This is a genomic window from Dyadobacter sp. UC 10 (genome assembly GCF_008369915.1).
Classification (GTDB): Bacteria; Bacteroidota; Bacteroidia; order Cytophagales; family Spirosomataceae; genus Dyadobacter.
Window position 1 is genome coordinate 6,062,379 of the sequence record NZ_VSRN01000001.1, and the last position, 22,249, is coordinate 6,084,627.

Sequence of the window (22,249 nt, forward strand, 5' to 3'; positions counted from 1 at the left end):
AAATAGAAAAATAGCCTCGTTTGAGGCTATTTTTATTTAGATATGGCAATTTTACAACCATTAATTGATCTACCCGAAATTTGCCACGCCCACGGCGTCCGGTACGCGGTCATTTCCCCAGGGTCGCGGAGCGCGCCGCTTACGCTGGCTTTTGTAAGGCACGGAGGTATTCAGATGCAAGTATGCATGGACGAACGCTCAGCGGCGTTCATTGCATTGGGAATAGCCCAGCAAAAGGGTGCTCCTGTAGTACTAATTTGTACATCCGGCAGCGCAGCCTACAATTTCGCCCCGGCAGTCTCAGAAGCCTTTTTTCAGCAGGTTCCGCTCCTGATCCTGACAGCCGACAGACCAAAAGAATGGCTGCATCAATATGACGGACAAACTATCTATCAAACTGAGATTTATGGAAAGCACGTTAAGAGGTCATTTGAATTTCCGGTTGACTATACACACCAGGACTCTATCTGGGCAATAAACAGGGTTTCGAACGAAGCGATAAATTTGACTATGACGCCACCTTTCGGGCCGGTACATATCAATATTCCGGTTCGGGAACCGTTTTATCCGACCAATTTAGAAAAGCTTGTTGCTTCCGATGGTATCAGGATTATCGTTAAAACCGAGTCAGAAAAGACTATTTCAACCGGTATCTGGCATGAGCTGCTGGACGAATGGGATGAATCGAGAAGGATTTTAATCGTGGGTGGGCAGCACTTGCCGGATGCAGCGTTGAGTAAAACCCTGGCCCAGATCGGGGAGGAATGGGACATTCCGATTGTCGCAGACTGCACTACGAATTTAACGGGAAGTGATAGTTTCATTCGACACCATGACCTGTTTCTCAATGGTGCAAATCAGGCGAATCTGGTGCCGGATCTGCTGGTAACTTTTGGATTGTCGTTTGTGTCGAAAGATCTGAAGCTATTTTTAAGAAAAAATCCGGCTATCAAACACTGGCATATTGGACAGGATGCATTTTTGGCTGATCCAACTCATTCCTTAACCAGACAGGTTCCGGTGGAACCCCAATATTTCTTCAAGCAGTTATACGAAAAGGTTGATTATCAACTATTTGTCGAGAACAATGACAGTTCAATTGACTCTGCGTACGGAGCCAAATGGCAGGACATGGAGCGATTGGCATTAATCTTCAAGCATCGCAAAATTGATAATTTAAAATCGTTAAATGATTTAACATCGTTAAATTTAATTATTAAGCAACTTAACGGCGGATATCAGTTACACTTTGGAAATAGCATGGCAGTTCGATATGCCAACCTGCTCGGAGTAGAAAGCAAGCTTGGGATATATTCAAATCGCGGGACAAGCGGGATTGATGGTTGCGTAAGCACAGCTGTTGGTGCTGCCCTGGTAAACTCCGTACCGACATTGTTGCTAGTAGGAGATGTAACATTTTTATATGACCGGAATGGATTATTGATCCGATCGCTTCCCCAAAATCTGAAAATTGTTGTACTCAATAATGCAGGGGGGAATATATTCAGGATGATCGATGGACCAGCCGGTCTGCCTGAGTTAGATGACTATTTTGAAACGCGTCACGCCTTTACGGCCAGGCGAACGTGCGAAGATTCTAATATTACATATTTCGAAGTTCGTGAGATATCTGCACTTCAAGAAGCAGTAACAGAGTTTCTAAAATCAGAGACAATCAGTTTGCTGGAAGTATTCACACAGGCGGAGGATAATGACCGCGCATGGAAAGCATTACGTTCGGGAATACAAATAGCAGACTAGCGGCAATTGCTTTTGGCTGCCACTATTGCCAGTGAATCTTTCAGGATAATACCCTGTTTCCAGATATTACAGGCCTCAACCGGTTGTTGATTCTGAAGATAAGCCTGGCCGGTCAAACCGTAGAGCATTTCCACCGGCTCGGCAATTTCAATTGCTTTCAGATAGTTTTCCAGCGCTTCAGCGTATTTATGTTTTTGGAAATAATAGATTCCAAGATTGCGGTAAGCATAACCGTTCTCAGGAATTTTTTCAAGGGACTTTTCAATCAGCTTTTTGCCCTCTTCAGCCGATCCGGTGTTGAGTAATACATATCCTTTGTTATTTAAAGAATAAGCATCGTCCGGTGTCCGGTTAAGTACCTGATCAAAACAAGCTAATGCGGCTTTCCAATCCTTCTCCCTTGACAGGAGTAGCCCCAGGTTATTGAGTGCCTGCGGATGTGAAGGTTCCAAAGTCAAAGCAGACTGAAAATCAAGCTTAGCGGCAGGGTAGGCCCGCATTCGATAATAGAGCGCTCCCCGGTTCACATAGGCCTCTACGTTCGCTTTATTCAGGCTTATTGCCCGGTCATATTGGGCAATAGCAGATTGATCATTCCCCAACGCTCCGAGTACGTTTCCTTTTACCAAAAAAAACCGAGTCGAATCCTTGTACTCCTTTTCGATTGCGCTGAGATCCGCTAATGATTCGGTGAAGCGGCCTAACTCAAAGCCTGCTTCTGACCGAACGAGATTTGCTTGTAAAAGACTTGGGTCGATACGAATCGCTTCTGTTAAAATCTCAAAGGCATCATCTGCCTTGCCTGTTTTTAATAAAGTTATCCCTTTGTTAAGATAGGCGTCTGAAAAATCTGCATTTTTGGCAATTGCTTCGTCATATAGGCGCAGCGCTTCGGCATAGTTATTTTGGGTAAGGGCTTTGTTGGCTTTTAAAAAGAAATCCGCTGCATCTTTCTTGTCCTGACCACCACAGCCGGCTAATATTAAAGCTAAAAATAATAGTACTAAAAGATTTTTGTTTGTAGCAATCATGCTTTGGAGTCAATAAAGGGATATTATGAGATATATTAAAGATATTGCCAACTCTGAATTTAAAATAGGGGTATATCAATGGAACAATAAGTACATTGTCAAGATCGAATCCGGATTGTTTGAACAAACCTACAAAATAGACGATTACGAAGTCCAAAATATTGAAGAGTTGGAAACATGTATAGACACAGTATTCATGGATTCGGTGAGAGACAAGTTCGAGGGAATGCAACGTGATTTTTTTGGCTCTTTGAAACGCAACAATGTTTTATTTTGAGTCTTTGAAAATACGTCCACAGGTCAGCATTTATACGGTTTTAAGGCGCGTTTCGTTAAGTAGCAAACAATTTCAGGCGGTAATTGTGTGCACAGGTAATCTTATATAAAGATATGGTCCATCGCAGTAAATTCATTCAAAAATCCACCAACTCAGCTTATATGGTATTAAAATGTAGCGCCTCGGCGTTCGGATTGCTTTTATGTGCCGGTACGTCTTACGTATCAGCTCAAAATACGCTTAGTATTACCGAGCCTGAGGCTCATTTCAGGAATGGACTCGAGTATTATGAGAAGTCCAACTATGTTGCAGCCAGACAGGAATTCGGGGAATTTCTTCAAACGCAGGATAAACTGCTCAGTACGAGCGATTATAACAAGGTAACGGCCGAGTATTACGTTGCTGTCACCGGTCTGTACCTCAATTATCCTGAGGCGGAAGTGCAGGTCGATCGCTTTGTCAAAAACCATGCGGAGCATCCGAAAGCACAGCAGGTTTACGGCGATCTGGGGCGCTATTATTACAATGCAGGCAACCATGAGAAAGCCATCACTTATCTGCAAAAGGCGGTTGAGACGCCTGCTTCCGGCGGCACAAAGGCGGAAAGCATATACCAACTGGCTATGTCTTACTACAATACAAAACAGCCGGACCTGGCTTTACCTCTTTTTAATCAGGTAAAAAGCGATGCTTCATTTGCCAACGCGGGTGATGCTTCCTTTTATGCAGGTGTGATCAACTATCAGAAAAATAATTTCAGTGCAGCCCTCGACGACTTTCGGCGCGTGGAGGATCATGCGTATTATAGAAATGAAGCGCCAAACTGGATCATCTCTTCGATGTATCAGTTAAAGGAATTTGATCAGCTGACACAGTATGGAGAAAAGATACTCGGGCAGCAGAGGGGAAATACTAAGTTGGACGACGTGGCGCTTTATGTTGCGGAGGTTTACTATGAGAAAGGCGACTATGCCGCGGCGGTGAAAGCTTACGATAGATATAAGCGTCTGCGCCCCGGTACAATGCCTCCGGCGGTAGCACTCCATTACGGACATTCACAGTTCAGGAGCAACAATTATGAAGCGACAATCAGCACATTGAAGCCTGTTGGATCGGGCAAAGATTCTGTTTCGCAGTATGCATCTTACTTGTTGGGTGTCAGCTACTTAAAGACTAATGCTTTAAGTAATGCTTTAACGTCATTCGACAATGCATCCCGGTTAGAGTACAATGAAGTCGTGCAGGAGGAGGCTTCTTACAACCACGCAAAGGTGCAGCTTGAAACGGGCAATAACCAGGAGGCAGTGAAAGAGTTCACGAACTTCCTTACTAAATTCCCCCAAAGTAAACATAAGGAGGAAGCGACAGAGCTGATAGCGGAAGGCTATGCAAATGCCAGCAACAGTTCAGGAGCGATAAAGTACATTGAGGGGCTGCAAACAAGGAATGCTAAAATAAATGGGACTTATCAACGATTGACATTTAACCAGGGCGTGGCGGATTTTAATCAGGAGAAGTTTGCCGAGGCTGTTGTGATGTTTGACAAGTCACTGAAAGTGCCGATCGATCCGGAAATTGTTAATTCCGCTTCCTATTATAAAGCAGAGTCGGTTTATGGCTTGAAGAAGACTGATGAAGCGGCTGTATTGTATCAGCAGATTTCGAAAAACCCTAAGGCTGGTATTTATGCAAAAAAGAGTTTGTACGCCCTGGGGTATATCTATTATAATGACAAGAAATATGCGCAAGCCCTGCCTTACTTCAAGGAATTTACCAACAATATAGAAGGAATGGATGCGCAGATGATTGAAGATGCACATTCCCGTCTGGCAGATTGTTACCTGGCGGCCAAGAATTACAGCGAAGCCATCAGGACTTATGAACAGGTGGCGGCGAAAGGTAAAGTGGATAAAGATTATGCGATTTTTCAAAAAGGCCGGGCTTATGTTTACATGAGCCGGGAGGAAGAAGCCCGCAAGCAGTTTGAGATGCTTATCCGGCAGTATCCGTCTTCGCGCTATCTCGACGACGCCTATTTTCAAATGGCTGATATCGATTTTCAGAAGCAAAGTTATTCTGCCGCTGTGAAGGGGTTTACGAGAATGATTAATGAGACACCCAAAAGCTTTATGATCCCTGCAGCTCTGTTAAGGCGGGCGCAGTCATATTATAATTTGCAGGTGTACGAACAGGCAATCGTCGATTTCAGAAAAATATTATCGGAATATTCAGATTCGCCTTCCGCGAGCAGTGCGCTGGAAGGTATTCAGGAAAGTTATACGGCCGTTGGTAGGCCGGAAGAGTTCACACAGATACTCGGCGTCGTCAGGAAGAACAATCCTGGTAACGAAAAACTGGAGGAAGTTGAATTTGACAACGTTCGCAACCTTTATTATGCGGAGAAATATGAAAATGCAATTCAGGCTTTGCAGGCGTTCCAATCGAGCTACCCCGCCAGCAAACATAAATACGATGCCAACTATTTCATTGCTTCTTCTTATGATAAGCTGGGCAAGGTAAATGAAGCATTGCAAGCATATAGTCAGGTTGTTCAGGATAACCGGTCGACTTTTGTGGCTGCGTCGGCGCAACGCTCGGCGGAGCTGGAAATCGGACGCGGCAACTTTAATAATGCGGTCACCAACTTCCGGGTACTACTCCGCAATTCCGAAAATAAAAAAGAACAGACCCAGGCATGGGTCGGATTGATGGATACTTACTACACGCTGAAAAGCTATGACTCTACATTGTATTATGCAAAAGAGGTTATAAATGTAGGCAACGTTGTTCCGGGAAGTGTAGGTAAAGCGCAATTGTACTTGGGTAAAGTGCCGTATGAAAAAGGTGATTTAAGTAAGGCAGCAGAGGAGTTCAAAAAAGTGGCAGGGTCATCCAAGGATGAGTTTGGCGCGGAGGCAAGCTATTGGAATGCGATGGTGCTTTACAAACAAAAGAAATATAAGGAAGCGGAAACTGCTATTATCGAACTGGGAAAAGCCTTTGAAGGGTTTGATTACTGGCGCGCCAGGTCCTTTATTCTGCTTGCCGACGTATATGCAGGCCTGAATGAGATCGGGCAGGCAAAGGCAACACTCAATTCCATCATAGAGAATTCAGATGATAAGGAAGCAGTTGAGCTTGCGAAAGAAAAGTTGAGCGAGATCGAGAAGTTAAAGTAATTCACCCCGTCGATTAACAGAAAATATTTAATACTGATGATTAGAATCCAAGCATCAAGATTTGTCATACTCTCCTTAGCATCCGCATTCGTTTCAAACGGTGCATTCGCTCAAAGGGGGGAGATTGAAAGCCAGACCTACGAAATCGTCAAGGAAAAAAGCATAGAGTTTGCGCCTGCGAACCGGGTTTTTGACAAGGTACAGCCAATCAAGGGTGAGAGTGGGAAGACCAAGGTCAACTACGAGATAATAGATCCGAAGATCAATATATCTGCGCCCAAGCTTACACCTGCAGTAGGTGCCTCCACAGATGAGAAAAAGAACGAAGAAAAAGATGTACTTAACAACTACATCAAACTCGGAGGGGGAAATTACGGACGCTTTTTGGGAGAAGCATTCGTAGGCGGACGGCCCGCAGAGGATCTGGCGTTTACTGCACAATTGAAGCATTTGTCAGCTGCCAACGGACCTGTCGACAACAAGAATTCAGCTAATGCCGCAACGAATATCAAGCTGGGCGGAAAGTATATCAGAAGTACTTACAAAGTAGACGCCAATCTGGAATACGATCGCAAAAACTATTATTTCTATGGTTATCAGCCTCAGCCCGAAGGCGTAATTGTCGATAGAGATACGATCCGGCAAACAGTGAACCAATTCGGCGTAAATCTTGGGTTTGAAAATACAGACGCCTCGGTGCTGGTCGATTATTCGGTTAAAACCAGTCTGAACTCATTACGCGACCGATACAGCGGATCTGAATTGGATTGGGGGACGAAGTTAAATGCTTCTATTCCTATCACGGAAGAGTTTTACGCCCTGCTGGAAGCAGACGCATTTCTTTCACAGCGGGTAGATCAGTTCACTTATCACCGGAATCTGTTCCGGGTGAAACCAACATTTAAGTACGTTACCGAGGGTTTTACAGTATCGGCGGGACTTAACGTTGTTAACGAAACTGACAGCGAATTGAACATTAATAAAACAAAAGCATTTCCTGTTCTGAATGTGGATGTTACGCCGGTGAGCGGCCTTCACATTTATGGGGGCTGGAATGGTGATATTGTCAGGAATACACTCAGAAGTATGTTGAGTGAAAATCAATGGCTGGGTCCAAATGTACTGATCGTCAATTCTGAAAAGACTTCCGAAATAAGCGGAGGCGTGAAAGGAGAGATTTCGGGCGGATTCAACTATGAGGGTAAAGTAGCCTATACCAGTTACCGGAACTTCTACAACTTTAACAACTCCCTTGCGGACACTTCCCGGTTTTCTATTATCTATGACACTGGAAAAACCAAAGTCCTGACAATCTCTGCACAGGTCGGTTACAACTATAATGATGCCTTCAAAACCTCACTTAAAGCGAATTTTTTCGATTATGCAGTTGCAAATGTAGAAGAAGCCTGGCACCGCCCGGATCTTACGATCAACTGGTTCAATGCATTGTCGATCAGTAAAAAGCTATTTGTTACGGCTGATTTTTATATGCTGAGAGGATTAAAAGCAAAAAATTTCCAGAGCGGAGTTGTTACAAAACTGCCTGTTATTGCAGACCTGAACTTCAAGATAGACTATCTGTTAACCAAGAACTTCTCTGCATTTGTTTCGCTAAACAATGTGTTCGGAAAACAGTATCAACGTTACCAGTACTACCCGCAACAGGGCCTGAACTTTATTGGAGGATTGTCATTTTCTTTTTAACTTCGTCGAGTTAACTCCAAAAAGTGCTTCATGATCGCAGTTGAAACCGTATTAAGAAAACTCATTAGCGAGTACGAATTTGTAATTATTCCAGGGTTTGGTGCACTTATATCACACCATATTCCGGCGACTTACGATAAAGGCTCCGGTTTGTTTTCACCGCCGGCAAAGAAGCTGGCGTTCAACGAATACCTTAAACTGGACGATGGCCTGCTGGCTAATTATATTTCGCGGCAGGAAAAATGGACACATTCGGAAGCGGTTGACTACGTTAAAAACTATACTGATCGTTTGAAGTTGACGCTTGAATCCTCCGGACAAGCTAGTGTAGCGGGCATTGGAGAATTTGGAAAGAACGTCGAGGGTAAGCTTGTTTTTGAACCAAAGACTGAGAAATACTTTAAAGACGAGTGGTACGGATTCGAAAAAATTAAGGTAAAGCACTTTAATAAAGCATTCGAACCCAAAGTTGCCAGCGAGCAGTATACGGTTGATGAAGAAGTTGAGGTGCTGGAATTTGGAGACGATAAAATACGCTCATTTAATTGGGTCAGGTGGGCAACAGCCGCAGTTATCACTGGTCTGCTGTGCGGTCTCAGCTTTTTTATGGTAAATTCTGAAAACAGAGATATCCAAAGTACCCTGAACCCATTTACCGAATTGTTTTCTAAACCAGAAAAGCCGACTGAAGCGCCCGCAGAAGAAATCAAAGCTAGTGCTGAGACACCAGTTCCTGTGATGACGGATTCGGTTGCAGAGAAGGCTGTCGTAATAGATTCAGTTCGTGTTGATATTCCTGTAACGCCGGCGGCCCCGGTAATCAAACCGGTTGCCAGGTTTTATGTTGTTGCCGGAGCTTTTAAAGGACCTAAGCATGCGAAAGTTTTGTTGGAAGACCTCAAAGCAAAAGGGTTCGAGAATGCGGTGATCATTCCGGGCGATAAGTACAGCACGAAAGTCAAGGTCGCGACCAGCGTATTTGAGACCGAAAAAGAAGCTTACAGGGCCTCTTCGAAGCTTAAATCGGTCATCGGCCAGCCCGGTTGGGTTTTTAAGGGCAGAAAGAGCAATATCTAGTAAGGAAGGAAGCGAAAGCTTCCTTTTTTGTTGCATACGAATTTTCTTAAATTTACGTTTTCGAGGAAATAATAAATAGCGTAAAATGGTCACATTACAAGCAGAGGATCGTCAGAGAATTGCTGTTTCCTGGGCCTGGTCCTTTGGGATAACGGCGGGAATGCTGCTGATTTTCTTTTTTATCCGGCTGAGCAGCTCGCTACCAAAGGTGGAGCCGATGGAGCTTTTTGTTGAAGTGAACTACGGCACAAGCAAGGTGGGGAAGGGCGATGTTCAGACTTTCAATAAGCCTAACGACAGTAAAGTAGCGCAAAATATGCGGGCTGATGCTGATGAGGTGAAGAAAGTGAAATCTGTTTCGACACCGAAACCAACACCTCCCACACCGCCAAAAATAGAGTCGCCTAAGCCTACAAAAACAGTTGCTGAGAAGCCCGTAATCACTTCGAAGGTAGAAAGTCCTGCCGAAGCTCCGGAAAAGACTGAGGTCAAAAAATCCACGGGTAACGAGAGTTCTTCGGCTCCTGTGTCAAAACCTGCTCCTGAGAAGGCGGTCAACAAAGACGCTTTGTTTACCAAGTCGTCCGGCAGCAAGTCGGGAAGTAATGGCACGACAGGCACTCAGAGCGGAGTAGGCGGAAATAATAACGGAGACGATGCGGAAGGCGTAGGTGACAAAGGCTCAAAAAGTGGTAGTCTGTTTGCCAAAACTTACAAGGGTGAAGGCGGCGGAGGTGGAACTGCGGTGGGTTTGAACCTATCCGGATGGAGCTGGTCGAGAAGACCTGTGGTAGACGATAATTCCGACGCCACCGGTGATATAACCTTCAAAATTACAGTTGATAGAAATGGTCGTGTCAAAAATATTGTTACAGCGAGTACGACTGTCACAGATTACGCGGTTGTGAATAAATATAAAAGTGCAGTGCGGGAATTGACATTCATCCCGAAGTCTGCCAATGTTCCTGACGAATCAGTCGGAACCCTTACATTTAAAATCCGTTCTAGATAGTAGGTAATGAATTATCAGGAAACGCTGGATTACCTATACAGCAGATTACCCGTATTTCAGAATGTTGGGGCCCGTGCTTTTAAGCCGGGCCTTCATACTACCAGAGCGCTTTGCGAGTCTCTCGGAGATCCCCAAAATACTTATCCTACTATCCATGTAGGCGGTACGAATGGGAAAGGCAGCACTTCGCACATGCTGGCGGCTATCCTTCAAAACTCGGGCTATAAGGTTGGTTTGTACACCTCTCCACATTTAAAAGACTTTCGTGAAAGAATCCGTATCAACGGAAAATGCGTAGGCGAAGACTTTGTGATTTCATTTACCGATGAAATAAAATCTAACATCGAAAGATTTAATCCATCATTTTTCGAAGTGACTGTGGCTATGGCATTTAAGTATTTTGCAGACCACAAGGTTGATATTGCAGTAATAGAAGTGGGAATGGGAGGAAGGCTTGATTCAACCAATATTGTTGAGCCAATTGTATCAGTTATAACCAATGTGAGCCTTGATCATACTCAGTTTTTAGGCGAAACGCTGTCGGAAATTGCGTCAGAAAAAGCCGGCATTATTAAACAGAATGTCCCGGTTATAGTAAGTGAGTACCAAAGCCAGGAGGTTGCAGGTGTTTTCATAAATAAAGCACAGGACCTCGACGCGCCGCTCGCCTTCGGCTCGCAGGTGTATCAGGTTAAAAATCAGGGTATAAGTCACGGGCTGGCTCAAATTTACGCTCGCCGTGACAATTCAGATGAACCTGGTCAACAGTTACGTTTAGACCTTACCGGTTCGTATCAGACCAAGAACTTGGCCGGCGTTCTGACTGTACGCGATATGCTTGTATCTCTTGGTTGGAAGATTGAGAGTGAGGATGTTTCACAGGCGCTCAAAGATGTGGTCTCGTTAACCGGACTAAAAGGTCGCTGGCAGCAGTTAGGCCACCGACCTGACGTTTATTGCGATACCGCTCATAATATAGGTGGATTGACAGATACCATCGCGCAGTTTACAAGTCTTCCACATGAACGTTTGCGTTTTGTGATGGGGTTCGTGAAGGACAAGGATATCTCCTCAATTCTTGGCCTTTTACCGGTGAATGCGGTATATTATTTTTGTGAACCCTCGAATTTGCGGGCTTTGAATGCGACTGATTTGGCGACGATGGCGGCCAGGTATGGATTAGTTGGGAAAACCTTCCAAAACGTAAATGAGGCACTCAAACAGGCGATTGCAGAAGCAGATGACGCCGATATTATTTATGTGGGCGGCAGTACTTTTGTAGTTGCCGACCTTGACCAATTATAGTTTTTATTTATCAATGACAAGAAGAAAGTTACATCACTACAATTTTAGTGCGGAGGCAGAAAATGTGATTCAGGCAGGAAAGCCGCTTTATGGTGAGATCAAAGGAAAATGGAACCAGCTTTACTTTAAAAATGACAACCCTATTGTAGCGGAACTGGCCTGCGGGAAGGGAGAATATACTGTGGGTTTGGGCAGGAAATTTCCAGAAAAGAACTTTATCGGTATGGACATTAAGGGCGACAGAATAGCAAGAGGAAGTGCGCTGGCCACGGAATATCAGCTGCAAAATGTTGCTTTTCTCCGCGGTGGTATTCAATATTCGCACGAGTTCTTCGAAGAGAATGAGCTAAGTGAGATTTGGTTGATCCATCCCGATCCCCAGGTGCGGGACAAGGATGAAAACAAACGGCTTACAAATCCTCATTTCCTGGATAAATATGCCGGTTTCCTAAGGCAGGGCGGCTTATTTTGTTTAAAGACGGACAGCAGTTTCTTGTACGAATACACACTCGAAACGATACAAAATGCCAGTCGATATAAGCTCCTGGAGCATACTGATAATCTATATGAATCACCTTTGCTGGATGATCATTATGGTGTCAAAACACACTATGAGACTATCTTTACGGGAAAAGGCTACACCATTAAATATATCAAGGCTGCATTAATATAAAAGCCGCCCGTCTTCAAGACGGGCGGCTTTGGTTTTTTACCTGAAATAGCTCAGCATTATTTGCTGATCAGGCTAGCGAAGTAGTAAACTGTCCTAACAAGCTGTGACACGTATGACATTTCGTTATCATACCAGCTTACAGTTCTAACAAGTTGTGTATCGCCTACTTTCTGAACTCTTGTCTGCGTTGCGTCAAACAATGAGCCGTAGTTGATACCAATAATGTCGCTGCTTACGATTTCGTCTTCGGTATATCCGTAGCTCTCATTTGCAGCTGCTTTCATAGCAGCATTGATTTCTTCCACAGATGTCTCTTTGCCTAGAATTACTGTCAGTTCAGTCAATGAGCCTGTCAGAGTAGGAACGCGTTGTGCAGATCCGTCAAGTTTACCTTTCAAAGAAGGTAATACTAATCCGATTGCTTTCGCAGCACCTGTGCTGTTAGGAACAATATTCTGAGCAGCTGCACGAGCTCTTCTCAGGTCGCCCTTTGGATGTGGAGCGTCCTGTGTATTCTGATCGTTCGTATATGCGTGAATGGTGGTCATTAAGCCGTTCACGATGCCAAATTTCTCTTCCAATACCTGTGCCATAGGAGCAAGGCAATTGGTTGTACAGGAAGCACCGCTGATGATTGTCTCAGAACCGTCAAGAATATTATGGTTCACGTTAAATACGATTGTTTTAAGATCGCCGGTAGCAGGGGCAGAGATCACAACTTTTTTCGCGCCAGCTTTAATATGTGCGCTTGCTGATTCCTGGCTTGTGAAAAAGCCGGTACATTCCAGAACAACGTCTACATCGTGCTGTCCCCAGGGAATTTGTGCGGGGTCACGTTGCGCGTAGATTACGATATTTTCACCGTTTACGGTCACGGAGTTATCTGTTGATTTTACATCAGCGTCGAAGCGGCCTTGTGCAGTGTCGTATTTTAGTAGGTGTGCAAGCACCTTGGGGCTGGTTAGATCGTTTATAGCAACGATCTCGATACCTTCCATGTTGTAAATCTGACGATATACGAGGCGGCCGATGCGGCCGAAACCATTGATTGCGACTTTAACTGTAGACATATCTTATTTGATTGGTTAATTCGGTGCAAAAATAAGAAAAAGGTGGTTAAATGCCGCGGAATGAAGCAAAAATAGGGAGCTAGGAGATACTGTGCTGCTATTTACCATTTAAATTAGTAAATTCGAATCTGGCGAGTTTAGCACTTTTCTCAAATTTACTAATTTATGTAGTATTTTAAATTTGTGTTGCACAATTCCTTGTAGTCCTTCATTATTTAAAGCATTCCCTAGTATATTGCGTTATTCATTGTTGGCTTCTACAACCCCCATTTATGAATATTTGAGGTAGTTATTTGTGACACTATAATACTTGCAAAAGAGACGAAATATTATTCTACAACTCTACATAACATACTGAAAATCATTAAATTAAATACTTTACAATAATCCATTACTTAAACATGAGCATAGCGCAAACTATTGAGGAATACTGGAATAACAGGGAGCTTTTGAAAGAAGAGAGTGCCCGGAATTACATTAAGGATCTTATAGAGGAAGTTGATAAGGGAAGACTTCGTGTGGCGGAACCGCAGCCCGATGGGAGCTGGACAGTCAACCAGGCTCTGAAAAAAGCGATCATTCTATATTTCCCGATCCAGCAAATGCAGACTACCGAGCTTGGCATTTTTGAATACCACGATAAAATGAAGCTCAAAACAGGATACCAGGAACTAGGGGTGCGTGTAGTTCCACCAGCAGTGGCCAGATATGGTGCTTACATTTCAAAGGGAGTTGTGCTAATGCCATCTTACGTGAATATTGGTGCATATATAGATGAAGGGACCATGGTTGATACCTGGGCTACAGTCGGAAGCTGTGCACAGATTGGCAAAAATGTTCATTTAAGTGGGGGAGTAGGGATTGGTGGAGTCCTGGAACCGGTACAAGCTTCCCCTGTCATCATTGAAGACGGGGCTTTCATAGGGTCGAGATGTATAGTAGTTGAGGGCGCTCACGTAGGCAAGCGGGCTGTGCTTGGAGCGGGAGTAACTATTACCGGAAGTTCCAAGATCATTGATGTAACAGGAAGTGAACCCGTTGAATATAAAGGATTTGTCCCAGAAGATTCGGTAGTAATCCCGGGAATGTTACCCAAAGAATTTGCAGCAGGAACTTACCATGTTCCTTGTGCATTGATTATTGGCAAAAGAAAGGCAAGCACAGATCTGAAGACGTCACTGAACGAAGCATTGCGAGAAAATCAGGTTGCTATATAAGTAGATTAAAACAGTTGAATGCAAAATACGGTACCGCACGTGCCGTATTTTTTTATGACCAAAAGTATAATTTACATTTGTATATACAACTCGCCCATTGCTGTGTATATTTGTAAATCATTTTAAAAGTTTATCATTGTAAATCAATTTACATAAATGAATTTGAGCGACAAAATCAAACAAATACTTATAACCAAAGCCATTTCTCCCTCACTTTTCGCGGATGAGATTGGAATACAACGATCCAGTATGTCACATATCCTCGCCGGACGAAATAAGCCGAGCCTCGAAATGGTACAGAAAATTGTTAAACGCTATCCCGATCTGGGGCTGGATTGGATAATGGAAGAGAATGAGCTGCCAGAAATGTCCTTGGAAAAACCATTGACTTTCAGCCGAAGTACTGCGAAAGTCAATGTAAACAGAAAAAATGCCCAGTTAGAACCGCTTCCCGCTGAATTATCCCGGGAAAGAAAGATCGCCAAGATCGTGGTCTTTTATACTGACGGTACCTTTAAGGAATTCAGCGAAGCCTGATAATCAGCCGGCTATTTTAAAAGCAAGACCGTTCCCGTCAGATCCATTTCCGCCGTTTTGATCACATAAGGGTAACTACCTGCCGGAACCGGTTCCTCTTTGTACGTGCCATTCCAGGGAGTTGGATAACCCGACGACATAAAAATCAGTGCGCCCCAGCGGTTATATATCCGCACTTCTACGATCTGATCTTTGCCGTTGAATATTTCAAAAGTGTCATTCTGCCCATCGTGGTTAGGAGAAAAAGCGGTGGGTATATGCATTTTGTCTATAACATAAACCTCGGTAGCCGCCTCGTAAATACAACCGTTTTCAGTAGTAACTGTTAGGGTGTATGTGGTATCAGTGAATGGTGCCACTATCGCTTCCTTCTGCGTGGGATCCGAGACGAGTCCATACGCCGGGCTCCATAGGTAACTATGGTTTCCGTCCGGCGGCAGCAAAACAGGTGATAAGGTTGTCCGGGAGCCTTCGAGCATGCCCTTCCTTGCGGGCAGCGATACGCGTAGTTCTTCCTTGCCGATGGTCAGTGTGTCCACCCCCTTGCACCCTACATTTTCGTTGGTTATTGTCAGCGTGTAAGTGCCTGCCTCAGCAATTTCCATTGTCGCATTTTCATTTGCAATAGCCAGATTGTTTCTTGCCCAGGTTAGTTGCTGACCACTTGCAAGCGACCCACCATTGGCCCGCATCATCATCGTCTTTCCCGCACACAGGATGTCCCGGTCCGCAGAGATGATCGCTTCGATCGGTTTGGCAAAGGCTGCGCGGACCAGCTGGGATGTTGTATCCCGGGAGCACTTTTTCGTGTAGCTCTTAATAACAGAATATGTTCCTGAGTCCTTGACCATGATCGTGGAGCCGGTGGCACCTGGTATGTTTAGACCATTTAGCTGCCATTGATAGGACCAATCCTGAGATGTTTCTGTCACAAGTTGTACAGGGCTTTCCGGGCAAAACGTGATCTCGGCAGCCGGAAGATCATTATGCATAATCACCGGCTGTGCAGGCTGATCATCATTACAATCGATGACGAGCAGCTGAAAGTCTCGTCGTATGAGTCCGATGCGCTTGCCATTTCTGAATTCTTCAACCTGAACGGCAAATACATAGAGGCCAATGCTGCCGGCAGTGACAGTAAGTTCTCCTGAATTACTGATCCGCAACGGACTCGGGCCAGGAATCACATTTGCAATCGAGATACCGGTTTCCCAGGTAACTAATGGGTAAGGACTCGCAATCGCACTGGTCAGGAAGGGCTCTCCGGGCGTGGTGTTTCCACGCATTGGGTCGACCAGGGAATATCGCAACTCATCGCCATCCGCGTCAGAGGCGCTCATTTTCATTGTAAAAGGCCTGTTCGCGCAAATGTATTGTCCGTTTGGGATGACAAAAGCAGGAGATGAATTGGGAAGAGATAGTGGCGGAAATTCCAGATAGAAAACCATTCCGTTGTCTCCCGGGGTTTTGATGTTATTTATATCGGCATTTCTACAACAGCGCTCCCAGGTAATATAGTAGCCCCCCGGATCAACATATTCGCTTGAATTGAGTGTAATCGTTCCGGTGTAAATGCCTGCGGAAACACTAAGTGACCGGCTTGTTGCGCAGGCTTTATTCTGAAATGCAATCGATTCGGAAGACCGGTACCGGAGCGTCATAGTCCCCATCAGCTTGTTATTGCTTTTCTGATAAAAGTAAATATCAGCTTCCTCATCTCTGTTACCGCCATTGGTTGGGCCTGGGATTACCAGATTGTTCGCATCCCAAAACTGGACGAGCCTTATTTCAAAGGTATTCACAGAGCCCGTCTTATTCATCTGCAACTCTCCGCCGACAATATGATTACCCGAAGATTCGAGTGTAAAACTTATTAACAACGTTAGAAAAGCGAAATTTCGAAGTAGAGAGAGATCCATAGGCTTCCAGCACCAGGCGTTACATGTTTTATAAAGTTAGTTAATCGAGGTAGTATCCGGTAGGGGATGTAAAGCTATTTGAACGCAAATTATATTAATTGTTCCTTTCATACACTTTTTGGTTTTAACCGGACAGAACAGGATAGTACGGTTCACAAATACCAATAATTTTCGAAAAATAAGTACAATTCAAATCATTAATTGTACTTATTTTAGTGTACGCGTTTACTCACCCTTCTGTATCATGTTTCCGCCAAAAAGTTCAGGATCACATCTAGCGTGCGTGACGCATTATTGTTTCACCAAAACCCACCGTCTTATGCCAGAAAGGACAAATCCAGTAATGCCCTGTAGTCATGAACCATGTTTAACTAAAATCCAATCCTAGACTTATGAATTTACCTCGACTAGTGAATTTCAAACCCTGTCTGAAAGTACTTCCAAAAGTAGTATTTACTCAGGTGTTTGCAGGAATTCTATTTACCGGCCCGACTTTTGCCGGCCCCGATCAGCCAACCCAGCCCACAACCACCCAATCCAGTATTGACAGAACCATTAAAGGGAAGGTGAACGATGACAAGGGACAAGGGCTTCCAGGTGTTAGCGTTATTATAAAAGGTTCGAGTTCGGGTACGGTAACGAACGCCGATGGGGGGTATTCTCTGGATATTCCTGAGTCGGGAACCAGCGTGCTGGTATTCTCTTTTGTGGGCTATCTGACGAAAGAAATAACCGTCGGAAACCAATCCAATGTGGATGTACAGCTGGAAGTCGATACCAAAGCACTGGAAGAAGTGGTGGTTGTTGGTTACGGTACGCAGCGCAAACGCGATATTACCTCGGCACTCTCGGTTATTAATATCGATGACATTGGAGAAGTACCTAAGTCCAATGTAACCAGGATGATTCAGGGACAGGCTCCTGGTGTGATTATCAAACAAAAAAGCGGTACGCCCGGACAGCAGTTTGAAGTGAAGGTGCGCGGTATCAGTTCTTTGGGTGCCGGCAGTGATCCTTTGTATGTAATTGATGGTTTTCCGGTAGGTACGTCTGTTGGTCAAAACTTGAATCCTAATGACATTGAGACCATTTCGGTGTTAAAAGATGCTGCATCAACGGCAATCTATGGGGCTCGCGGCTCCAATGGTGTTGTCTTGATCACCACAAAATCCGCCAAGGAAGGCAAGACTTCTTTGAACGTTTCAATTGATTATGGTGTACAGAATGTCCCGGAATCAAGAAAGACAAAGGTTTTGAACGGGCAGGATTTCGCACAGTTCAAGAAGGAAGTATTTGAAGGCCGGTTTCTGCTGGCCAACAAAAGAAACCCGACAATCGAGGAAGTTCCGATTGATTTTCGTTATCCGGAACAAACGAAATATTCTACCAACTGGTTTGACCTGATCCTGCATAACAATGCTCCTTATACGGACATTAACGTAACACTTTCGTCAGGTTCAGGCCCTATTAAATCTGTTATCTCGGCAGGTTACTACAAAGAAGCGGGTGCATTAAGACACACGGATTACGACCGTGCCTCGCTCCGTACCAACTTAATGGGTAAGGTCAACAAATTCATTACAATGGGGGTAAACGTTGCCGGAAGCTATTCCCGCTCAAGCCTCGCCAGCACCGACGGTCGTAATGCACAGGTTGGTCTGACACTGATAGCCGATCCACGCTACCCTGCGTACGATGAAAAAGGAGAACTGATCCCTTACTATAATGGTGTCGGCGACGTCTTCGGATTTCCAAACCCATTGTATATGCTTAAAAACATCAATCGCGACCGTAATATCGCCGATGTGCTGGCCAATGGTTATGTGGAGTTGAATATCCTGCCAGGATTGAAATTCAGATCTTCTCTGAATACCAAGATTAACTATAACAGATACAAGGAATTCATTCCCTCGACAATCGGGCTTCCGGTTGCCACAGGTAGCAATGGAGCACCTCCGCGTATTGCTACGGCACGTGACGATTCTGAGGAATTGCGTAACTACGCTGCCGACCAGTTGTTGACCTACGATCTGAATATCGGAGAAAACCACCATTTCGATGCATTGTTAGGTTATACTGCGCAGCAGGAAACGGTAAAAGGCTTGTACGGAAGTGGTAACACATTCCCTGACGATCTGGCGCCATTTTTAGGTAATGCGACTATCCGTTCTTCAAATTCGATGGAAAGAACCTGGACCATGATCGGTTATATGGCTCGTGCCAACTACTCTTTCAAAGACAAGTATTTGCTTTCCGCATCTATTCGTCGCGAGGGTAGCTCACGTTTCAGCGAGGGTCACCAGTTTGGTAATTTCCCTGCTGCATCCGTGGGTTGGAGGATTTCGGAGGAACGTTTCATTCCAAAAGCATCGTGGCTGACAGATTTGAAACTGCGCGCCAGCTGGGGTATGACGGGTAACAACAGTTATGCTGTGAGCGCGAACAACAACTTCGGTGTAGCTCAGAATGCAGGTGACGACGGAAACTACGCCAGCCTTGCATTCCTTGGAATTAACAACTACGTACTGGGTAACTCACTTGCTTCCGGTAAAACGGTTACACGATTTGCCAATTCAGAGCTGTCGTGGGAAACTTCGAATCAGGTGAATGTTGGTCTCGACCTTGCTACTTTCAATAACAGTCTGGTATTTACTTTGGAATACTACAAAAAGATCACCGACGACATGTTGCTCGGTTATAGCATTCCAGCGATCTCAGGATTTACTTCCACGCTGAAAAACCTGGGTAAAGTACAGAACCAGGGATTTGAATTTGCTGCAAACTATCGTATCAAACTGGGAAAAGTGAACGTCCGCACCAATGCCAACGTAACCGTTAACAGGAATAAGGTACTTGCGATCAGAGGTCAAAATGACTTTATCCTGCAGGGAAGCCAGTACGGAGGTTACAACATTCAGCAGGTTGGTCAGCCGATTGGTATGATCTTCGGTTACCGGAAGCTGGGTATTTTCAATACCGAAGAAGAAATCAAGAAAGCCCCGTTGCAGGAGGGTGCAGTGCCGGGAGCAATGATTTTCGCGGATTTGGCAGGTGGGCCGGATGGTGGTCCTGACGGAATCGTTTCCTATGACACAAAGGATATGACCATTATCGGTAACCCTAACCCTAAATTCAACTGGGCGTGGACTGTGGCCGCTGACTGGAAAGGTTTCGATTTCAGCGTGCTGATGATGGGCGCGTATGATTTCGACATTTACCGGAATATTGAGGCTTCTACTATGAATATGGACGGTGTGTTCAATGTATTGGACAAAGCGAAAGACCGCTGGAGATCACCACAAAATCCTGGCCCAAATCCGCTTGACAAGCATTCACAAGGCGGTACTGACTATTTCAAATGGTCACGCGAAAGCAGCGAGCGTTATGTTTATGACGGCACGCATACCTGGATCAAGAACGTAACGATCGGCTACACGATCCCGAAAGTGAAAGGTGTATTGTCCGACGCACGCATTTTCATCAATGCTGCCAACCTGTTCCTGATCACAAAATATCCTGGAAATAACCCTGATGCCGGCGTACGCGGCGGGACTGAGCTCAACAATGACGATGAGTCTTATCCTGTTCCTAGAACCTTCTCAGCCGGTCTAAAAGTTAACTTCTAAAAATATTTGAAATGAAAAGCAAAATTATAATTGGGGTAATAGCACTTGGGCTCTTGCAATCTTCCTGCAGTGAGGACTTCCTCAACCAGACGGATCCCACCAAGGTTGGCGTCGATGTATTTTATAAGAACGAAGCACAGGTAAAACAGGCACTGAACGGGGTTTACGGACAGGTTCAGAGCATTACAAATACTGCCTACCTCGTTGGCGAATTTCAAACCGACAATACCACGATCGACCTTAACCCGTCGGACCGCGGTGGCGCCGGTGGTTGGGAAGCTTTCGAATTCGGTACCGTCAACTCGGGAAACGGAGAAATCGCTGCGCTTTGGAATAACCACTACGCAACGCTGTATAACCTCAACCTGACGCTGGAAAAAATGGTCGACGCGACCATGGAAGACGGGCCAAGGAAGGAGATCGAAGGTCAGCTGAAATTTTTGAGGGGCTATTTATACTTCAACCTTGTTCAATATTTCGGTGATGTTGTAATCGTAACTTCAACACTGGCTACGCCTGACCCTGCATTTGATCTCCTGAGATCACCGCAAGCCGAAGTTTGGGCGCAAATCGAAAAGGACCTGAAAGAAGCTGCTGCTGCATTGCCGGATAAATATACCAATGCAGCCGACAAGGGGCGGGTAACCAAAGGGGCAGCTTTGAGCTTGCTGGGCAAATCATATCTCATATTAAAAAGATATGCGGATGCCGTAACCGCTCTTAAAGAAGTGACGACGCTTGGCTATTCGCTTAATGCAAACTATGCCGACAACTTTGATCCCGCACCTTCCAAAAAGAATGGCCCTGAGTCTATCTTCGAAATCCAGTACCAGGGTGATAATGACCTCGGTGAATGGAGCAGCTTCCAGTATGTATTTGCCCCGAGGGTTTCAAAGGGAGCCGTTACTGGTTATGCAGCGGGTGGAAACGGTGGTAGAAACGCACCGTCAAACGATATTATGAATGCGTACGAAAAAGGTGACCTGCGGAAAGACATTTCCCTGAAACCCAGCTTTACGCTCGACGGTAAAGTATATCCGGTTCCTTATGTTGCGAAGTACAACTACCCGCATACCATTCTTGGCCGGACAAATACCAACTGGCCGGTAATCCGCTACGCAGACGTATTGCTGATGCTGGCAGAAGCGATCAATGAGCAGAGCGGCCCAACCGGCGAAGCAGTCGATTACCTGAACCAAATCCGCAAACGTGCCGGACTGGCTGCTGTAACTGGCCTGGACAAAACTGCATTCAGAACTGCGGTACTTAATGAGCGCAGACTTGAACTGGCTTTTGAGAACCATCGCTGGTTTGACCTGAAGAGAACAATGACCCCTGCACAGTGGGCTGCATTTATGAATGCTCACGGTGCGCGCGAAAGGGCAAAGCCGACCATCGACAGAGGAAACGTACCTTTCAACTCGACGGATTATGTATATACTGAGAATGAGTATGTACTGCCGATTCCGGCTCCTCAGATTCTGATCAATGCAAAACTGACCCAGAATCCGGGGTATTAATGGATTAGTTGGACTGATCGGGCCGGGCAACCAGCCTGGTCGGTCCAACACTTTTTACGTTTTAACATAATGTCTGTTCTGTATACATTCTGATAAACTATGTAACTATATTAAGTAACGGTTCGTTATTACACTAATATTATCTTTGCCAATTTTCATTGTCTTCTAATTGTTATTTCAAAAATCTGCAAAGGCCCTGTGTGTGAAGCTTGATCAATGCAAGACAGAACAGGATAGCATGCGGCCCCTTTCATTTTATTTTGTAAAATATTTCAGCATCATACATACTGAATATTCCTAAACCCCTAATTTTTTTTATTGTGTTACTCCAAGCAAACGAA

At 44.9% G+C, this 22,249-nt stretch carries 15 protein-coding genes; 12 read left to right on the plus strand and 3 right to left on the minus strand.

Going from position 1 to position 22,249, the window contains the following annotated elements; genetic code table 11:
• Nucleotides 1-42 precede the first annotated feature (42 nt).
• The gene (menD, locus tag FXO21_RS25175) at nucleotides 43-1,761 is read left to right on the plus strand and encodes a 2-succinyl-5-enolpyruvyl-6-hydroxy-3-cyclohexene-1-carboxylic-acid synthase (protein ID WP_149642673.1); all 1,719 of its coding nucleotides are present in this window, start codon (nucleotides 43-45) and stop codon (nucleotides 1,759-1,761) included.
• Here the strand turns inward: menD and FXO21_RS25180 are convergent.
• A complete protein-coding gene (locus FXO21_RS25180; protein WP_149642674.1) occupies nucleotides 1,758-2,792 on the minus strand; it encodes a tetratricopeptide repeat protein in 1,035 nt (344 codons plus the stop codon). The two genes, menD and FXO21_RS25180, sit on opposite strands and share 4 nt — an antisense overlap.
• Before the next feature lie 25 nt (nucleotides 2,793-2,817).
• Here FXO21_RS25180 and FXO21_RS25185 point away from each other — a divergent pair, with 25 nt between their 5' ends.
• The 7 genes from FXO21_RS25185 to trmB all read left to right on the plus strand — a co-directional run bounded on the left by FXO21_RS25185 (nucleotide 2,818) and on the right by trmB (nucleotide 12,019).
• Nucleotides 2,818-3,069 carry a hypothetical protein gene (locus tag FXO21_RS25185; RefSeq protein ID WP_149642675.1) on the plus strand — a complete coding sequence of 84 codons (252 nt, stop codon included), beginning with the start codon at nucleotides 2,818-2,820 and terminating at the stop codon, nucleotides 3,067-3,069.
• A gap of 161 nt (nucleotides 3,070-3,230) precedes the next feature.
• On the plus strand, nucleotides 3,231-6,248 hold the full coding sequence (locus FXO21_RS25190) for a tetratricopeptide repeat protein (RefSeq protein ID WP_149642676.1): 3,018 nt from the start codon (nucleotides 3,231-3,233) through the stop codon (nucleotides 6,246-6,248).
• Nucleotides 6,249-6,284: 36 nt separating this feature from the next.
• On the plus strand, nucleotides 6,285-7,952 hold the full coding sequence (locus FXO21_RS25195) for a TonB-dependent receptor (protein ID WP_225865858.1): 1,668 nt from the start codon (nucleotides 6,285-6,287) through the stop codon (nucleotides 7,950-7,952).
• 30 nt (nucleotides 7,953-7,982) lie between these two features.
• Complete coding sequence (locus tag FXO21_RS25200; protein WP_149642677.1) at nucleotides 7,983-9,029, plus strand: HU domain-containing protein; 1,047 nt, start codon at nucleotides 7,983-7,985, stop codon at nucleotides 9,027-9,029.
• 85 nt (nucleotides 9,030-9,114) lie between these two features.
• On the plus strand, nucleotides 9,115-10,041 hold the full coding sequence (locus tag FXO21_RS25205) for a hypothetical protein (protein ID WP_149642678.1): 927 nt from the start codon (nucleotides 9,115-9,117) through the stop codon (nucleotides 10,039-10,041).
• A 6-nt stretch (nucleotides 10,042-10,047) separates the two neighbouring features.
• Complete coding sequence (locus tag FXO21_RS25210; protein ID WP_149642679.1) at nucleotides 10,048-11,346, plus strand: bifunctional folylpolyglutamate synthase/dihydrofolate synthase; 1,299 nt, start codon at nucleotides 10,048-10,050, stop codon at nucleotides 11,344-11,346.
• Between the two features lie 13 nt (nucleotides 11,347-11,359).
• Nucleotides 11,360-12,019, plus strand: a complete 660-nt coding sequence (trmB, locus tag FXO21_RS25215; protein ID WP_149642680.1) for a tRNA (guanosine(46)-N7)-methyltransferase TrmB — start codon at nucleotides 11,360-11,362, stop codon at nucleotides 12,017-12,019.
• Nucleotides 12,020-12,075: 56 nt separating this feature from the next.
• On the opposite strand, the gene gap is transcribed toward trmB, so the two are convergent.
• The gene (gap, locus tag FXO21_RS25220) at nucleotides 12,076-13,089 is read right to left on the minus strand and encodes a type I glyceraldehyde-3-phosphate dehydrogenase (RefSeq protein ID WP_149642681.1); all 1,014 of its coding nucleotides are present in this window, start codon (nucleotides 13,087-13,089) and stop codon (nucleotides 12,076-12,078) included.
• Between the two features lie 401 nt (nucleotides 13,090-13,490).
• On the opposite strand from gap, the gene FXO21_RS25225 reads away from it, so the two are divergent.
• Together FXO21_RS25225 and FXO21_RS25230 are read left to right on the plus strand one after the other, a co-directional pair.
• Complete coding sequence (locus FXO21_RS25225) at nucleotides 13,491-14,306, plus strand: 2,3,4,5-tetrahydropyridine-2,6-dicarboxylate N-succinyltransferase (RefSeq protein WP_149642682.1); 816 nt, start codon at nucleotides 13,491-13,493, stop codon at nucleotides 14,304-14,306.
• A 156-nt stretch (nucleotides 14,307-14,462) separates the two neighbouring features.
• A complete protein-coding gene (locus FXO21_RS25230) occupies nucleotides 14,463-14,843 on the plus strand; it encodes a helix-turn-helix transcriptional regulator (protein ID WP_149642683.1) in 381 nt (126 codons plus the stop codon).
• An 11-nt stretch (nucleotides 14,844-14,854) separates the two neighbouring features.
• On the opposite strand, the gene FXO21_RS25235 is transcribed toward FXO21_RS25230, so the two are convergent.
• The gene (locus FXO21_RS25235; protein WP_225865859.1) at nucleotides 14,855-16,723 is read right to left on the minus strand and encodes a gliding motility-associated C-terminal domain-containing protein; all 1,869 of its coding nucleotides are present in this window, start codon (nucleotides 16,721-16,723) and stop codon (nucleotides 14,855-14,857) included.
• A gap of 431 nt (nucleotides 16,724-17,154) precedes the next feature.
• Between FXO21_RS25235 and FXO21_RS25240 the strand changes: the two genes are divergently transcribed.
• Nucleotides 17,155-20,388: a SusC/RagA family TonB-linked outer membrane protein gene (locus FXO21_RS25240; RefSeq protein ID WP_149642685.1), complete on the plus strand. Its 3,234-nt coding sequence runs from the start codon at nucleotides 17,155-17,157 to the stop codon at nucleotides 20,386-20,388.
• An 11-nt stretch (nucleotides 20,389-20,399) separates the two neighbouring features.
• Complete coding sequence (locus FXO21_RS25245; protein ID WP_149642686.1) at nucleotides 20,400-21,908, plus strand: RagB/SusD family nutrient uptake outer membrane protein; 1,509 nt, start codon at nucleotides 20,400-20,402, stop codon at nucleotides 21,906-21,908.
• Nucleotides 21,909-22,249 lie beyond the last annotated feature (341 nt).

Bases quoted from the DNA above. Each gene is read 5' to 3' on its own strand.
- menD (WP_149642673.1), top strand. From the start codon at position 43: ATGGCAATTTTACAACCATTAATTGATCTACCCGAAATTTGCCACGCC.
- FXO21_RS25180 (WP_149642674.1), bottom strand. From the start codon at position 2,792: ATGATTGCTACAAACAAAAATCTTTTAGTACTATTATTTTTAGCTTTA.
- FXO21_RS25185 (WP_149642675.1), top strand. From the start codon at position 2,818: ATGAGATATATTAAAGATATTGCCAACTCTGAATTTAAAATAGGGGTA.
- FXO21_RS25190 (WP_149642676.1), top strand. From the start codon at position 3,231: ATGGTATTAAAATGTAGCGCCTCGGCGTTCGGATTGCTTTTATGTGCC.
- FXO21_RS25195 (WP_225865858.1), top strand. From the start codon at position 6,285: ATGATTAGAATCCAAGCATCAAGATTTGTCATACTCTCCTTAGCATCC.
- FXO21_RS25200 (WP_149642677.1), top strand. From the start codon at position 7,983: ATGATCGCAGTTGAAACCGTATTAAGAAAACTCATTAGCGAGTACGAA.
- FXO21_RS25205 (WP_149642678.1), top strand. From the start codon at position 9,115: ATGGTCACATTACAAGCAGAGGATCGTCAGAGAATTGCTGTTTCCTGG.
- FXO21_RS25210 (WP_149642679.1), top strand. From the start codon at position 10,048: ATGAATTATCAGGAAACGCTGGATTACCTATACAGCAGATTACCCGTA.
- trmB (WP_149642680.1), top strand. From the start codon at position 11,360: ATGACAAGAAGAAAGTTACATCACTACAATTTTAGTGCGGAGGCAGAA.
- gap (WP_149642681.1), bottom strand. From the start codon at position 13,089: ATGTCTACAGTTAAAGTCGCAATCAATGGTTTCGGCCGCATCGGCCGC.
- FXO21_RS25225 (WP_149642682.1), top strand. From the start codon at position 13,491: ATGAGCATAGCGCAAACTATTGAGGAATACTGGAATAACAGGGAGCTT.
- FXO21_RS25230 (WP_149642683.1), top strand. From the start codon at position 14,463: ATGAATTTGAGCGACAAAATCAAACAAATACTTATAACCAAAGCCATT.
- FXO21_RS25240 (WP_149642685.1), top strand. From the start codon at position 17,155: ATGAATTTACCTCGACTAGTGAATTTCAAACCCTGTCTGAAAGTACTT.
- FXO21_RS25245 (WP_149642686.1), top strand. From the start codon at position 20,400: ATGAAAAGCAAAATTATAATTGGGGTAATAGCACTTGGGCTCTTGCAA.